Origin of the sequence: Streptomyces sp. ICC4 (assembly GCF_003287915.1) — a bacterium.
Classification (GTDB): domain Bacteria; phylum Actinomycetota; class Actinomycetes; order Streptomycetales; family Streptomycetaceae; genus Streptomyces; species Streptomyces tritrimontium.
This window is the reverse complement of sequence record NZ_CP030286.1, coordinates 3,660,760-3,676,115: the sequence shown is the minus strand read 5'-3', so window position 1 is coordinate 3,676,115 and position 15,356 is coordinate 3,660,760. Positions and strand designations below refer to the sequence as shown.

The window sequence follows — 15,356 nt, the reverse complement described above, 5'->3', positions numbered from 1 at the left end:
CGTTGACGGCATGCACGCACCCTCCGCCGATGCCGCGAACGCCGACGCCGACGCCGATGCCGCCGACGCCGCCGTGCTCCCGCCCCAACAGGCCGGTCCCGTCGGGCGGCAGGAGGCGGAGCCGTCCCCGGAGTCCGCGCACGGGATCCCGTGGTGGGCGTGGACCATGGCCGGCGGCCTCTTCCTCCTCTACACGGCGCTGTCGCTGCGCACCCACGGGCGGCTCCACTCCCACAGCTTCGACCTGGCGATCTTCGAACAGGCCGTCCGCTCCTACGCGGTGGGCCGGCTGCCGGTCTCGGAGGTCAAGGGGCCGGACTTCCCCGTCCTGGGCGACCACTTCTCACCGGTCCTGGCCGTCCTCGCCCCCCTCTACCGGATCTGGCCGTCGCCCCGGACCCTGCTCGTGGCGCAGGCCGCGCTGATCGCCGTGAGCGTGCTGCCGCTGACCCTCTGGGCGCGCCGGACGCTGGGCGGGGCCGCCGCCGCGGTGATCGGGCTCTGTTACGGGCTCTCGTGGGGCATCGCGAACGCGATCGGGTTCGACTTCCACGAATGGGCCTTCGCCGTCCCGCTCCTCGCCTGCTCGCTGTCCGCGCTCGGCGCCGGCCGACTGCGCGCCGCCGCGTGCTGGGCCCTTCCGCTGGTGCTGGTGAAGGAGGACCTGGGGCTGACCGTGGCCGCGATCGGCGCGGTCATCGCCTGGCGCGGCGGCCGGGGCGGGCGCCGGCTGGGGATCGCCACCGCCGTGGCGGGCGCGGCGTGCACGCTGCTGGCCATGGTGGTGGTGCTGCCGGCCCTGAACCCGAGCGGCTCGTACTTCTACGCGTCGTTCCTCGGCGGCGGCGCCGACAGCGGGGGCGGTGCGGGCGGCGGCTTCACGGACCTGCTGGCCAAGGTCACGGTCGGCCTCGTCACCCCCGAGACCAAAGCGGTCACGCTGGTGCTGGTGCTGGCGCCGACCCTGTTCCTGGCCCTGCGCTCCCCGCTGGTGCTGATCGCCGTGCCGGGGCTGCTGTGGCGGGGTGTCTCGGACCAACCGGTCCACTGGGGGACCGGCTACCACTACTCCCTCACGGTGATGCCGATCGTCTTCGCGGCCTTCGTCGACGCGCTCGGGCGGCGCGCTACGACCACCGCCGGGCTGCGCCGGTACCTGGCGGGCGCGGCCGGGGTCTGCGTCCTGCTGCTGCCGGCGCACTCGCTGGGGCAGTTGGGCCGACCGGACTTCTGGCGGACCGAGCCGCGGGTCGCCGTGGCGCAGCGGCTGATGGACCGGATCCCGGACGGTGCCACGGTCCAGGCCTCGGACGGGCTGGTCCCGCACCTGGCGAACCGTACGAGCGTCAGCGTGTACGGCTGGCCGGCGAGCCGCGACGAACCCGAGTGGATCCTCGTGGACACCGGGGTGGCGCCGGCCCGGCGGTGGCCGCTGTCGGCGATGGAGGAGTACGTCGCCCTGGACGGGGCGCGGGCCCGGGGGTACCGGACCGTGGCCGAGCAGGACGGCTTCGTCCTGCTCGGCCGGCGGTCCTGAGCCCGAGCCTCGGCCGACTTCGAGCCGGCTCCGGGACGGCTTCGGGCCGGCTTTCGTGCTGCTTCAGTGCGGCCCCAGTGCGGCCCAGTGCGGCCCCAGTGCGGCCCAGTGCGGCCTCAGGAATCCGGAGCGGCGCGGGGCCGGCCGCGCGGCGGGATGGGACCCGCCCCGCCGGGGAGGCGGCCCGCCTCGGCCAGGGCCCGGCGGAGCAGGAACTCGATCTGGGCGTTGGCGCTGCGCAGTTCCTCGCCCGCCCACCGCGCGAGCGCGTCGTGCACCTGCGGGTCGAGCCGCAGCAGCACCTGCTTGCGGGCCTGGCGCCCGGCCTTGGGCGCGGCCGGTTCGCGGGGCTCCGCCTCGTCGTCGGCGGGACTCACTGGTAGAGGGTGCCCGTGTTGATGACCGGCTGGGCCGCGCGATCACCGCACAGGACCACCATCAGGTTGGACACCATCGCCGCCTTCCGTTCCGGGTCGAGGTCCACGATGTCCTGCTCCGCGAGGCGGTTGAGGGCGAGTTCGACCATACCGACCGCGCCCTCGACGATCTGCTTGCGCGCCGCGACGATCGCACCGGCCTGCTGGCGCTGGAGCATCGCGGAGGCGATCTCGGGAGCGTACGCGAGGTGGGTGAAGCGGGACTCGATGATCTGGACCCCGGCGGCCTCGACGCGGGCGGACAGTTCCACGGCGAGCTTCTCGGTGATCTCCGCGGCGTTGCCGCGCAGCGACAGGCCGCCGTCCTCGTGGGCGTCGTAGGGGTACTCGATGGCGATGTGCCGCACGGCCGCCTCGGTCTGGGTCTCGACGAACTCCGTGAAGTCCTCGACCTCGAAGACGGCTCGCGCGGTGTCCTCGACCCGCCACACCACGACGGCGGCCAGCTCGATCGGGTTGCCGTAGGCGTCGTTGACCTTCATGACGGTCGTCTCGTGGTTGCGCACCCGGGTGGACAGCCGCCGGCGGGAGGTCAGCGGGTTGACCCAGCGCAGTCCGTCGGCGCGGACCGTGCCGCGGTAGCGGCCGAAGAGCTGGACCACGCGGGCCTCGCCCGGTGCGACCGTGTTCAGCCCGCACATGGCGACGAACGCGGCGACGGCCAGCAGGATCCCCGCCGCGATCAGGCCCCCCTTGGCGCCGGAGCCCTCCACCACCGCGCCCAGCACGATCAGTCCCGCCCCGCCCGCCACTCCCGCCAGGCCGAGCAGCAGGGCGATCCCGCCGCCCACGCTGCGCGCGGGGAACTCCCTTACGCCGGCCTCGGACACGCCTGTCGTGCTGGTCATGGTCTTCCCCGTCCCTCGGTGGCGGCCGGTTCGACCGCCTAGCAAAGTGATATCACTTTTTTGGAAGGACGGCAGCCCCGGCAACCCCGCGGGCTCCGCGTGCGTCGGTTCCATCGGGGCGGGTGCTGATTGTCACGTCCGGATTGACCGGTATTGATCCTGGTTGGCCAGTCTTTGTCACAGCCTGCGGTGTTAGCTTTCTGAGCTGACGTCGGGGGGTAATCGAGCGGAGCGGGAGCGATGGGCCGAGCAGAAGCGCGAAAGGCGCAGCAGCAGCGCGGTGCGCGACGAGCGCCGGGCGGACGCGCCAAGAGCAAGGGCGGGAAGGCCGGCAAGCGGACCGGCATACGCCGCTTCTTCACCTGGAAGAAGATGCTCGGCACGTTCTTCGGGATGATCCTCCTCGGGATGGCCGCGCTGATCGGCCTCTACTTCTACGTGGACCCGCCGGACCCCAACGCCGACGCGCTGAAGCAGAACAACGTCTACAAGCTGGCCGACGGCACCGTCCTGGCCCAGGTCGGCGGCACGAACCGGCAGATCGTCCCGATCGAGAAGATCCCGAAGGACGTGCAGACGGCCTTCATCGCGATCGAGAACAAGTCCTTCGAGAAGGACCGGGGCATCGACCTCAAGGGCATGGCCCGCGGCGTGTTCAACACGGCCACCGGCAAGGGCGCGGCCGGCGGCTCGACGATCACCCAGCAGTACGTCAAGAACTTCTACCTGACCCAGGACCAGACGGCGACCCGCAAGCTGAAGGAGATGGTCATCTCCCTCAAGGTCGACCAGAAGATGAAGAAGCCCGAGATCCTCGCGGGCTACCTGAACACCAACTTCTACGGGCGCAACGCCTACGGCATCCAGGCCGCGGCCCAGGCCTACTACGGCGTCGACACCGACCAGCTGACGCTCGAACAGGGCGCCTACCTCGCGGCCGTCCTCCAGGCCCCCAGCCAGTACGACTGGGCGACCGCCGGCCCGAACGGCAAGCGCCTGGTGATGGTCCGCTTCAACGCGGTCCTCGACAACATGGTCGAGATGGGCGAACTGGACGCGGCCAAGCGCAAGGGCATGCAGTTCCAGGAGCCGATCAAGCCCAAGGTCGCCCCCGGCCAGGAGGGCCAGAAGGGCTACCTGGTCCAGGCCGCGGACGAGGAGCTCAAGCGGCAGACCGGCATGACCGACACGCAGCTCAAGGCCGGCGGCTGGGAGATCACCCTCACCATCGACCCGAAGAAGCAGGCCGCCCTGGAGGCGGCCGTCCAGGAGGAGCTGGAGTCCAAGCTCGACCGCAAGGGACGGCCCGTCGACGCGTCCGTGCAGGCGGGCGCCACCTCGGTGGACCCCAAGACCGGTGCGATCGTCGCGATGTACGGCGGCACGGGGCTCACCGACCAGTACGCGAGCAACGCCATGCGCAAGGACTACCAGCCGGGCTCGACCTTCAAGCCGCTGGTGCTCGCCTCCGCCCTGGAGAACAAGGCGACCACCCAGGACGGCAAGCCGATCAACCCCAACGCCCTCTACGACGGCACCAGCAAGCGTCCCGTGGTGGGAAGCAAGACGCCGTTCAACCCGGAGAACCAGGACAACATCAACTACGGCAACCCGATGATGACGGTGCAGTCCGCCACCAACTCCTCGGTCAACTCCGTCTACGCCCAGATGATCGTCGACGTCACGCCGCAGGCCACGAAGAAGACGGCCCTCGCCCTCGGCATGCACGACGGCAAGGGCTGGCCCGAAGACCGGCCGGCCATGACGCTGGGCACCATGAACGCCGACACCGTGGAGATGGCCGGCGTCTACGCCACCTTCGACAACCACGGCAAGAAGATCACGCCGAGCATCATCAAGTCCGCCCAGAACAAGGACCGCGAGTACAAGCCGGTCCGTGCCGTCGGCGACCAGGCCATCAGCCGCAAGACCGCCGACACCGTCACCAAGGTGCTCACCGGCGTCGTCGAGGACGGCTCCGGCAAGGCCGTCAGGAGCTCGGCCTACGAGGCCGCCGGCAAGACCGGCACCACCGAGGAGAACAAGGCCGCCTGGTTCACCGGGTTCACCCCGGACCTCGTCACCGTCGTCGCGATGTTCGGCGAGGAGCCCGGCACCCACACCCAGGTCAGCCTCGCAGGCACCGCGGGCGGCGGCCGCGCGGGCGGCTCCAGCTTCCCGGCCGCGATCTGGAAGCACTACACGCTGGCCGCGCTCAAGGGCCAGGACAGCGGCTCCTTCGACCTGGAGGAGGCCGAGATGGGCAAGGTGCAGACGCCGACCGGCAGCACCTCCCCGACGGGCACGCCGAGCCAGACCACCACGCCGACGCCGTCCGGGCCCACGCCCTCGGCGCCCAGCCCGACCCGCACGCCGGTGCCGGAACTGTAGGCGCTGAGGCCCGAGGACGGGAACGAGGAAGGGCCACCGCCCCGCAGCCGCGGGGCGGTGGCCCTTCCTCGTTCCCGTCCTCGGGCCTCAGCCGGAGACCGCCGCCGCGATCCGGTCGCCGAGCGCCTTGTCCACGTTGCGCCAGTACCGCACGGCCCGCTCCAGGACCGGGGCGCTGACCCCGTCCAGCAGGTGCCCGCTGATGTTCGACACCAGCCGGTCGCGGGCCGCATCGTCCAGCACCTCGCGGACCATCGTGCCGGGCTGCCCCCAGTCGTCGTCCGCGCTGTGCAGGCCGTACGCCTCGCGGACCATCTCGCCCGCCGAGGCCCAGCCGGCCGGCTCGCCGAAGCGGGCCGTGTCCGCCGCGGGGCCGCCGTAGGAGTTGGGCGCGTACGGGCGGGCCGCGGCCGAGGCCTCGAAGCGCATCGCACCGTCCTTGGAGTACGAGGAGACGAGCGAGCGGGCCCGGTTGGGCGGCAGTTGCGCGTAGTTGGCGCCGATCCGGTAGCGGTGCGTGTCCGGATACGAGAACAGCCGGCCCAGCAGCATCTTGTCCGGCGACGGACCGATGCCCGGCACCAGGTTCGAGGGCTCGAAGGCGGCCTGCTCGATGTGGATGAAGTAGTCCGCCGGGTTCTTGTCGAGGGTCATCCGCCCGACCTCGATCAGCGGGTGGTCGGCGTGCGGCCACACCTTGGTCAGGTCGAAGGGGTTGAAGCGGTAGCCGGCCGCGTCCTCGAAGGGCATCACCTGGATCCACAGGGTCCAGCTCGGCGGCTCACCGCCCGCGATCGAGTCGAACAGGTCCCGCCGGTGGCGGTCGGGGTCCTCGCCGGCGATCCGGTCGGCATCGGCCTGCGTCAGGAACTCGATGCCCTGGTCCGTCTTGAAGTGGTACTTCACCCAGAACTTCGCGCCGCCGCCGTTGACCCACAGATAGGTGTGCGAGCCGTAGCCGTTCATGTGCCGGTACGACTTCGGGATGCCGCGGTCGCCCATCAGCCAGGTCACCATGTGCGCGGACTCGGGGGAGAGGGTCCAGAAGTCCCACTGCATGTCGTGGTCGCGCAGCCCGTTGTCGGGACGGCGCTTCTGGGAGCGGATGAAGTCCTGGAACTTGATCGGGTCGCGGACGAAGAACACCGGGGTGTTGTTGCCGACCAGGTCGTAATTGCCGTGCTCGGTATAGAACTTGAGGGCGAAGCCGCGCGGGTCCCGCCAGGTGTCGGGCGATCCCTGTTCACCGGCGACCGTCGAGAAGCGGGCCAGCATCTCGGTCCTTCGGCCCGGCTGGAAGACATCGGCCTTGGTGAACTGGCTCACGTCGTTCGTCACTTGGAAGACGCCGTAGGCGCCCGCGCCCTTGGCGTGGACCACCCGCTCGGGCACCCGTTCCCGGTTGAACTGGGCCATCTTCTCGATGAGGTAGTGGTCCTGCATCAGGATCGGGCCGTCGGCACCCACGGTGAGCGAATGCTCGTCGCTCTCCACCGGAATGCCGACGTTGTCGGTCGTGTACGGGATCTTCTGCGCGTCCTGGGTCACGAGCGTCCTCCCCATGGGTCGGTTGGGTCGCTTCGTCTGCTTCTGCCCAGTCAACGCCGATCATGCGCCCCCGGCAATGCGAGCTCGAACCAGACCACCTTTCCGCTGCTCAGCCGGGTGGCACCCCACCGCTTGGCCATCCGGTTGACCAGGAACAGGCCGCGGCCGCCCTCGTCCGTGTCCCGCGCGCGGCGCTGGCGCGGCAGCTGCGGGGAGTCGTCGCCGACCTCGCAGCGCAGCACGTCCGTGCGCAGGAGGCGCAGCGTGACCGGCCGCTCCGCGTACCGCACGGCATTGGTCACGACCTCGCTGACCAGCAGCTCCAGCGAGTCCTGGAGCTCCTCCAGCCCCCAGCGGGCCAGCGCGCGGCGGGCGAACCGGCGCGCCCGGCCCGGAGCGGTCTCCTCCGGGTCCAGGAACCAGTACGCCACGTCACTGGGCGCGATCCCGTCGAAACGGGCGGCGAGCAGCGCGATGTCGTCGTCCCGGTCACCCGGGCCCAGCATGTCCAGGATGTCGTCGCACAGGGCCTCCAGCGGCGGCGGGTGGTCCAGGCCCGTCAGCTGCGCGGTCGTGGCCAGGCGCTCGCGGAGCTGCTCGATGCCGGTCCACACGTCCCGCAGCCGGGACTCGACCAGGCCGTCGGTGTACAGCACGAGGGTGGCCCCGGCGGGGGCGTCCAGCTCCACCGCCTCGAAGTCCACGCCGCCGACGCCGATGGGGGCGCCGGGGGGTACGCGCAGCACCTCGGCGCGCCCGCCCAGGTGCAGCAGGACCGGCGGCGGGTGGCCGGCGTTGGCGATGGTGATCCGGTGCGAGACCGGGTCGTAGACGGCGTAGAGGCAGGTGGCCATCCGGTCGGAGCCCAGCCGCTGCGCCTGCTCGTCCAGGTGGTGCAGGACCTCGGCGGGCGGCAGGTCGAGCTGCGCCAGCGTCTGGGCCGTCGTACGGAGCTGTCCCATGATCGCCGCGGAGGTCATGGAGTGGCCCATGACGTCGCCGACGACGAGCGCGACCCGGCTGCCGGGCAGGGGTATGGCGTCGTACCAGTCGCCGCCCACCCGGGCCGTCTCGGCGGCGGGCAGGTAGCGGCTGGCCAGGCGGACCCCGGTGGGCTGCGGGAGGCTGTCGGGCAGCATCGTGCGCTGGAGCTCGTCGGCGATGTACGCCTCGCGCCCGTAGAGCATGGCCTTGTCGATGCCCAGCGCGGTGTGGGTGGCCAGCTGGGCGGCGACCAGCAGGTCGTTCGTCTCGAAGGCGGGCCGCTCGGGGGTGCGCAGGAACACCGCCGCGCCGATGACGCGGCGGCGGCCCCGCAGCGGGGCGAGGATGGCCCGCTGCCCGCGCGGTACGGGGTGGTCCGCGCCCAGCAGCTCCGGCAGCGCGGCGCGGGCCGCGGCGGAGGACCCGAAGACGGGCCGTACGCCGCGCAGCACCTCGGCGAGCGCCCCGCCGGGGCGGATCTCGCACAGCTCGGCGGCGGGCAGGTCGCCCTGCGGGCCGACCAGGGCCAGCTGGCTGAAGTCGAGCTCGCCGTCCGAGGTCGTCGCGCCGGCGCCGGCGGCCGCGGCGGTGAACTCGTCGATCGGCCGGAGCCGGTCGGTGCGCCGGAGCCTTAAGACGACGGGCCCCACGGGCCGCTCGTCGCCCACGGGCAGCGGGTCGCGCAGGTAGACGAGGATGGCGTCGGAGAAGGTCGGCACCGTGGCCCGGCACAGCCCGAGCACGATCTCGTCCAGGTCGATGCCGCGCGCGATCCGCCGCGTGGCCGCTCCGACGAACCGCAGCCGGTCGCCTTCGCGCCGGGCGATGGCCTCCGGGGCGTTGCCCTGTGCCGCCTGTGCCGCCTGTGCCGCCTTTGCCGCCTGTGCCACTTGGGCCGCCGGGGCAGCGGCGGCCGCGGCGCGCGCTGCCTCGGTGTCGCGGGCGCCGCTGTTCGCGGCGGCGGTCTCACGGGGGCGGGGGAGGCCGGAGGCGGGCTGGTCGGCCCCCTGGACCTGCGCATGCGTGCGTACGGCCTCGGCGGCCGGGACCGGGGCCTTGCCGTGGCCCAGCTCATCCGTGCGGCCGCCGGAGGCACCGGCAGCCGGCTGTGAGCCCTCCTGAGAGGTGGGGTACTCCGTCACGCGTGGCATTCCGTCCGTTTGCGCTCGATGTGCGCTGCACTCAACTCGGTCAGTCGCGGTATACCCGCTCAGCGGCGGGGACACCACCACCCCGCGGTTCCTCCCCCAAACTTAATCCGGGGGGACCCCCGCCCGCTCATCGCCTCTCGTCGTGCGCCGGCCTCCGGTCAAGTCCCGCGTGCGGCACGAGATTCGAGGTCGGACCCTCTCGCGGCGACGCCACACGCTGCCGCGGAGGACGATCCTACGGTCGCACCCCCGGGGCGCATCAAGGGTCTCATGAGGTCATATGCGCCGGAGTGCGGTCCCAGTCCTTCGGCAGCACCGGAACCTCCCAGGCCGGGTCCGGCCGCCAATCCTGCCAGGCTTCCGAGAACGGCGGGCCCCAGGCCTCGATCACGCCCACCGCGGCCCGCCCGGCGGCCCGCACCCGGTCCGCCTGTTCCGGGTCCATCAGCCCGGACCGCTGGGCCTGCGCGAACTCGTCCTCGTCCCGCCATTTCCACGTGCGGTCCGGATAGACGGAGACGTCGAGGAAGTGGTCCACGGAGTCGATCCCGCCGGACCACCGCGTCCGCGGCTCCTCGAGGTTCACGTACCAGCTCTTGAAGCGCCAGCCGTGCTCCCAGAACAGCCACACCGACCACGGGTCCCCGGGCCGCGCCAGCTTCAGCACGCCCGCCCCGAACCAGCGCGACCGTACGGTGGTCCGCGGCGCGGTGTACCGGGTGGCGAGCGGCTCCTCGTGGACCGGGGTCCCGTCGGCGAGCACCGGTTTGACGCACTCGGTCCCCGGAGCCATCCACACGGCGAGCAGCTCGTCGGTGTCGGCGACCACGGTGACGGGCCGGCAGATGTGCACGGCGCCCTTCAGGCCGGGCGCGTGGTCGCGGTAGCGCCACAGGATCTGCTCCCCGGGCGCCCAGTGCCCGCCGTGGCGCGCGTCCTGTGCCGAGTCCCGCGCGGCACTGCGCGCACTGCCGCCCCCGCGGCCTCCGGTACCTGTCATGGCCAGATCTTAGGGCGGGGGCCCGGGGAATCGCTGCGGTGCAGGTCACCGAGGTGTTCGAGGACCGGAAACGACCGGATCCGGACCCCGCCCGGGGGGCGGCGGGCCCGGATCAGGGCCGGGTCATCCGCAGTACGTCGAGCGCCTCGTCGAGCTGTTCGAGGGTGAGGTCGCCGCGCTCCACGTAGCCGGACTCCAGGACGACCTCGCGGATCGTCTTGCGCTCCGCGAGCGACTTCTTGACGACCTTGGCGGCCTCCTCGTAGCCGATGTAGCGGTTCAGCGGGGTCACCACGGAGGGCGAGGACTCGGCGTACTCCCTGGCCCGGGCCGTGTTGGCGGTGATTCCGTCGATCGTGCGGTCGGCCAGCAGGCGGCTCGCGTTGCCCAGGAGGCGGATGGACTCCAGGAGGTTGCGGGCCATCACGGGGAGCATCACGTTGAGCTCGAAGTTGCCCGCCGCGCCCGCCACGGCGACCGCCGTGTCGTTCCCCATCACCTGGGCCGCCACCATCAGCACGGCCTCCGGGACGACCGGATTGACCTTCCCGGGCATGATCGAGGACCCCGGCTGGAGATCCGGGAGATTGATTTCGGCCAATCCGGTGCGCGGGCCCGAGGCCATCCAGCGGAGGTCGTTGCAGATCTTGGTGAGCGAGACGGCGACCGTGCGGACCATTCCCGAGGTCTCCACCAGCGCGTCCCGCGCCCCCTGGGCCTCGAAGTGGTCCCGGGCCTCGGTCAGCGGCAGCCCCGTGGCCGCGGCCACCTCGGCGATCACGGCGGCGGAGAACCCGGGCGGGGTGTTGATCCCGGTGCCCACCGCGGTCCCGCCCAGCGGCAGTTCGGCCAGCCGGGGCAGCGCCGCGCGCAGCCGCTCGACGCCGTAGCGGAGCTGGACCGCGTACCCGCCGAACTCCTGGCCCAGGGTGACCGGGGTGGCGTCCATCAGGTGCGTCCGCCCGGACTTGACCACCTCGGAGAACTCGGCGGCCTTGCGCTCCATCGCCGCGGCCAGGTGGTCCAGGGCGGGGATCAGCTCACCGGTGACGGCGGCGGTGGCGGCGATGTGGATGGAGGACGGGAAGACGTCGTTGGAGCTCTGCGAGGCGTTGACGTCGTCGTTGGGGTGGACGGCGCGGCCGAGCCGCTCGGTGGCCAGGGTGGCGATCACCTCGTTGGCGTTCATGTTGGACGAGGTGCCGGAACCCGTCTGAAACACGTCGACGGGGAAGTGCTCGTCCCAGCGGCCCTCGGCGACCTCGCCGGCCGCCGAGACGATCGCGGCGGCGATGTCCTCGTCGATTACGCCGAGCCGGGAGTTGACGGCGGCCGCGGCGGCCTTGATCCGGGCCAGCGCCGCGATGTGGGCACGCTCCAGGCGCTGCCCGGAGATGGGGAAGTTCTCCACCGCGCGCTGGGTCTGAGCTCGCCATTTGGCGTGCGCGGGGACGAGTACGTCGCCCATGGAGTCGTGCTCGACGCGGAACCCCTCGGGGCCCGGTTCGGTCTGCTGATCCTCGGTCATCTGTGGTGCCTCCTCAAAAAGTTGAGCAATTGTCTTGTTCGGACTGTTCCCAACTCACCTACTGACCAGTAAATACCGGGGGTAACACTGAGATCGGGGAGGCGTTCATGGCACGTGTCCGTACACAATCCAGGCTCAGATCTACCTTCGCCGCCGTCGCGGCGGTCGCGGCCGCCCTCGGGGGCGTCACCGCCATCACCCCCATGGCCCACGCGGCTCCCGCCGCCGGGTCCGCCGCCGCGGCCGCGGCCACACCCCTCACGCCCGAACTGGAGGCCATCCGGGCCGCCGAGGCCGTCAAGATCTACGGCGACTCGGCGATCCGCCCGCTCGCCGACCGCAAGACCGGCCTGATCTCGCTCGGCGACAGCGAGATCTCGGGCGAGGGCGTCGGCAACTACGATCCCGCGACGAACACCGCGTCCAACCAGTGCCACCGGTCGCCGGACTCGGCGATCCACCGCACCGGCATCGCGGCCGACTACACCTTCAACGCCGCCTGCTCCGGCGGCTACACCGGCAACATCAGGATCGGCGGAGGCAAGCAGTACGCCGACGAGCTGGTGCAGAGCGACAGTCTCGCCATCAAGGCCCGCAACACGAAGATCAAGATGGTGGTGCTGGTCGCCGGGGCCAACGACGACCTGCAGTTCGGCCCGGTCATGACCGACTGTGTCACACGCTGGGTGCTCAGCCAGGGCACCTGCGAGCCGAAGTACGGCCCCGGCTGGCAGGGCCGCGTCGACGGCCTGAAGCCCAAGGTGGAGGCGACGATCGGCGACCTCAAGACGGTCATGCGCGACGCCGGCTACGCCGACTCCGACTACAAGCTGGTCGTGATGGGCTACCCCAGCCCGATCGGCCCCGACTTCAACGACAACCCCGACTTCCCCGGCAAGCTCCCCGGAGGCTGCGCCGGCTACGACTCCGACGCCGCCTGGGGCCGCAACTACGCGGTGCCCACCTTCGAGAAGGGCATGCGCGCGGCCGCCCTCGCCGCGGGCGCGACCTACCTCGACAACTCGAGGCTCTTCCAGGGCCACGAGGTCTGCATGGAGGACACCTGGGCCCGCGGCCTCTACCTCGACCTCGGGGACCACTTCCCGTGGGACGAGAACACCGCCCGTCAGTCCTTCCACCCCAACTACCGCGGCCACGGCGCCTTCGCGTCCTGTCTGACCCAGCTCTACGCCTCCGGCCTGCGCGAGGCCTCCTGCGCCGACCCGGCGAGCACCGGCACCCCCGTCCTGCAGGCCGGGGCCTGGGACGACCTGTACAAGCCGCTCAAGAACGAGGCGACCGGCAACTGCCTCGACTCCAACGGCGGTTCCAGCGCCAACAACACCAAGGTCATCGGCTGGGACTGCCACGGCGGTCGCAACCAGGGCTGGTGGTACGACTCCGCGAAGAAGTCCCTCCACATCGAGCTCACCCATGACCGCTGCCTCGACGCGCCCGCCGCCAACTACGGCAACGGCACCGCGATGATCATCTGGAACTGCCACGGCGGCGCCAACCAGCAGTTCGTCCGCGACGGAGCCACCCTGCGCCCCGCCGCCGCCCCGGGCATGTGCGTGACGGTGGCAGGGGCCCACGAGCCGCTGCGCCTGCAGACCTGCAACGGCTCGGCCAACCAGCGCTTCGTGTAACACCCCGGCAGGACCAGTACCGCCAGACCTGTACCCCCGTCAGGTCGACCACCCCCCACACCCGGCCGGCGCACCCCGGCCGGGTGTTCACATGTCTTGGAGCAGCTTGCGCACGTCGCGGGGCCGGTTGGTGATGATCGTGTCCACGCCCAGGCGCACGCAGAGCTCCAGGTCCTCGGGCTCGTCCACGGTCCACACGCGCACCCGGAGCCCCTTCGCCTTCAGCCGGCCCACCAGCCCCGGATCCCGCCGTACGAGCTCGATGCCCGGGCCCGCGTGCGTGGCGTACGGGGGACGCACCGGCCGTAGCCCGCGCTCGATCAGGTACACGGCGGGCAGTCCGGGCGCGAGCCGGTGCAGCCGGGTCAGGGCGGTCCGGGAGAAGCTCATCACCTCGACGCGGCCGCCGCGGCCGTCCGCGAGCCCGTGCTCCCGCAGCACCCGTACGAGCTCGGCCTCCAGCCGGCCGCCCGCGCGGGTGGGGTGCTTGGTCTCGACGGCCAGCCCGACGGGGTACGGCGCGGCCAGCGCCTCCTTGAGCAGGTCCTCGAAGAGCAGCACCGGGGACCCGGCGTGCTCGGCCCCCTTCCAGGCGCCGAAGTCGAGGGCGCGCAGCTCCTCGTACGTCATCTCCGAGACGATCCCGCGGCCGTCGGAGGTCCGCTCGACGCGGCGGTCGTGCACGCAGACGAGCCGGTGGTCGGCGGTGAGCCGCACATCGCACTCCAGGGCGTCGGCCCCGTCGGCGATGGCCTGCCGGTAGGCCTCGATGGTGTGCTCGGGGTGCTCGTGGGAGGCCCCGCGGTGAGCGATGACCCGCGTGCCGCGGGCCGCAGGGAGGGACGGCTCAGTCATACCCCGAACGTTATCCGGATGCGCCTGGCGGGCCGGCGCGGGACCCTGCACCGATGGCTGAACAGTTCATGACGCTGCACTGCGCGCCCTGCGCCTCCTGCCGGTACGAGACATGGCAGCGGATCGTCGACGGCCGCCTGTGCTGGGATGACAACTACTACTGCGCCGAGTACGGAGTCCACGCGTGCGACCAGGGCTGGGGAGTGCCCCCGCCGTTGATGCGCGAGCGGATCGTCGCTGCGGAGGGCACCGTGCGCCTCGCTGTCGGCGGGCCGGACGGTGTGCCGCTGAAGGTCGTCCGCGAGTTGTACCGACTCACGCTCCCGCAACTGCGCGAGGCGCGGGCCCACGGCCTGGACGCGACCCCGGTGGAGGCAGAGCTCCTGCGCGGGCTGCGGAGCGGACCCCAGGTGTGATCATCCCCGGGCCGCCACGTCGGGCCGGTCCCGCCCTGCCGGCTGCGGTGGGTCGGGGCCGGATCGACGAAGAAGTCGTTGCCCTTGTCGTCGACCACGATGAAGGCCGGGAAGTCCTCGACCTCGATCTTCCAGACCGCCTCCATGCCGAGCTCCTCGTACTCCAGGACCTCGACCTTCTCCTCCCCGGTCCGGACCTCGGATCCGATACCGGCCCCCGACGCCGCCGAGGGGCTCTCCGTCTGGCCCGCCTCGGCCCGCCCGGCCGCCGGAGGCGACGTCACCGTCGCCGGGATCTCCCTCACCGCAGCGGCCGACCGGTTCGGCACCCCCCTGCACGCCCTGGACGAGGGCGCCCGGGGGACGCGGCGCCGCGAGGCGGTGGAGCGTGGCGAGCACGTCCTCCAGCCAGGCGAGCTGCATCCGCTCGTAGGCGATGCCGCCGCGCAGCACGACGTGCTGGAGTTCGCGCCCGGCGTCGGAGGCGTCCGGAGCTTGCGGACCGGTGAAGTCGCGCAGTTCGCCCGCCAGGTAGTGCGTGAGCCGGTCGGCGTGCGCCCGGTGGTGCCGCTCGACCTCGAGGATCAGTGCGGCCGGGTCGTCGAAGGCCGCGCCGCGGATCTTCACGGCGAGCTCGTGCCGGACGCTGTCGGGCTGGATCGGCTCGTGGAGCCAGCCCGAGAGGGCGGCCCGGCCGACCGCCGTGACGGAGTACTCCTTCTTGTCCGGCCGGGACAGCTGCGGCACTTCGCGGACGTCGAGCCGGCCGTCGCCCTCCATGCGCCCCAGCACGCGGTAGATCTGCTGGTGGGTCGCGGTCCAGAAGTAGCCGATGGACCGTTCGAACCGGCGGGCCAGCTCATAGCCGGACCCCGGCTGCTCCAGCAGGGAGACGAGGATCGCGTGCTCAAGGGCCATGCCCCGATCCTTCTATGCAACTCGTTGCATAGACAAGCGCCGCCACCCCGGTGAGACGCGGGTCACCCGGCCGCCTCGGTTAGGGTCGGCGGGA

The 15,356-nt window shown here is 71.8% G+C and carries 11 protein-coding genes and 2 pseudogenes; 4 read left to right on the top strand and 9 right to left on the bottom strand.

Annotated features, from left to right (window positions below; all coding sequences use genetic code 11):
• Positions 1-10: 10 nt before the first annotated feature.
• Positions 11-1,537, top strand: coding sequence for a DUF2079 domain-containing protein (locus DRB89_RS17110; protein ID WP_112450405.1), 1,527 nt, complete (start codon positions 11-13; stop codon positions 1,535-1,537).
• A gap of 116 nt (positions 1,538-1,653) precedes the next feature.
• On the opposite strand, the gene DRB89_RS17105 is transcribed toward DRB89_RS17110, so the two are convergent.
• Together DRB89_RS17105 and DRB89_RS17100 are read right to left on the bottom strand one after the other, a co-directional pair.
• A complete protein-coding gene (locus DRB89_RS17105; RefSeq protein ID WP_112450404.1) occupies positions 1,654-1,914 on the bottom strand; it encodes a hypothetical protein in 261 nt (86 codons plus the stop codon).
• Positions 1,911-2,822, bottom strand: a complete 912-nt coding sequence (locus tag DRB89_RS17100) for an SPFH domain-containing protein (protein WP_112450403.1) — start codon at positions 2,820-2,822, stop codon at positions 1,911-1,913. The genes DRB89_RS17105 and DRB89_RS17100 overlap by 4 nt, the downstream gene beginning before the upstream one ends.
• 240 nt (positions 2,823-3,062) lie before the next feature.
• Here DRB89_RS17100 and DRB89_RS17095 point away from each other — a divergent pair, with 240 nt between their 5' ends.
• Entirely contained in the window at positions 3,063-5,213 is a 2,151-nt protein-coding gene (locus DRB89_RS17095) for a transglycosylase domain-containing protein (RefSeq protein ID WP_112463325.1), read from the top strand.
• An 87-nt stretch (positions 5,214-5,300) separates the two neighbouring features.
• On the opposite strand, the gene DRB89_RS17090 is transcribed toward DRB89_RS17095, so the two are convergent.
• From DRB89_RS17090 to DRB89_RS17075, 4 genes are all read right to left on the bottom strand, one after another.
• Positions 5,301-6,761 carry a catalase gene (locus DRB89_RS17090; protein ID WP_112446821.1) on the bottom strand — a complete coding sequence of 487 codons (1,461 nt, stop codon included), beginning with the start codon at positions 6,759-6,761 and terminating at the stop codon, positions 5,301-5,303.
• Between the two features lie 50 nt (positions 6,762-6,811).
• The gene (locus tag DRB89_RS17085; protein ID WP_204357633.1) at positions 6,812-8,887 is read right to left on the bottom strand and encodes an ATP-binding SpoIIE family protein phosphatase; all 2,076 of its coding nucleotides are present in this window, start codon (positions 8,885-8,887) and stop codon (positions 6,812-6,814) included.
• A gap of 277 nt (positions 8,888-9,164) precedes the next feature.
• A complete protein-coding gene (locus tag DRB89_RS17080; RefSeq protein WP_112446822.1) occupies positions 9,165-9,896 on the bottom strand; it encodes a DUF402 domain-containing protein in 732 nt (243 codons plus the stop codon).
• Positions 9,897-10,008: 112 nt separating this feature from the next.
• Positions 10,009-11,424 carry a class II fumarate hydratase gene (locus DRB89_RS17075; protein WP_112446823.1) on the bottom strand — a complete coding sequence of 472 codons (1,416 nt, stop codon included), beginning with the start codon at positions 11,422-11,424 and terminating at the stop codon, positions 10,009-10,011.
• Positions 11,425-11,531: 107 nt separating this feature from the next.
• On the opposite strand from DRB89_RS17075, the gene DRB89_RS17070 reads away from it, so the two are divergent.
• Entirely contained in the window at positions 11,532-13,073 is a 1,542-nt protein-coding gene (locus DRB89_RS17070) for a ricin-type beta-trefoil lectin domain protein (protein ID WP_112446824.1), read from the top strand.
• An 87-nt stretch (positions 13,074-13,160) separates the two neighbouring features.
• Here the strand turns inward: DRB89_RS17070 and DRB89_RS17065 are convergent, their stop codons facing one another.
• Positions 13,161-13,928, bottom strand: a complete 768-nt coding sequence (locus DRB89_RS17065) for a glycerophosphodiester phosphodiesterase (protein ID WP_112446825.1) — start codon at positions 13,926-13,928, stop codon at positions 13,161-13,163.
• A gap of 53 nt (positions 13,929-13,981) precedes the next feature.
• Between DRB89_RS17065 and DRB89_RS42995 the strand changes: the two genes are divergently transcribed.
• Positions 13,982-14,344: a hypothetical protein gene (locus DRB89_RS42995; protein WP_162688611.1), complete on the top strand. Its 363-nt coding sequence runs from the start codon at positions 13,982-13,984 to the stop codon at positions 14,342-14,344.
• Between the two features lie 53 nt (positions 14,345-14,397).
• On the opposite strand, the pseudogene DRB89_RS17060 reads toward DRB89_RS42995, so the two are convergent.
• Together DRB89_RS17060 and DRB89_RS17050 are read right to left on the bottom strand one after the other, a co-directional pair.
• Positions 14,398-14,523 (bottom strand): annotated as a pseudogene (locus DRB89_RS17060) (fumarate hydratase C-terminal domain-containing protein); the annotation flags it as partial.
• A gap of 187 nt (positions 14,524-14,710) precedes the next feature.
• Positions 14,711-15,262, bottom strand: a pseudogene (locus tag DRB89_RS17050) (PadR family transcriptional regulator); the annotation flags it as partial.
• Positions 15,263-15,356 lie beyond the last annotated feature (94 nt).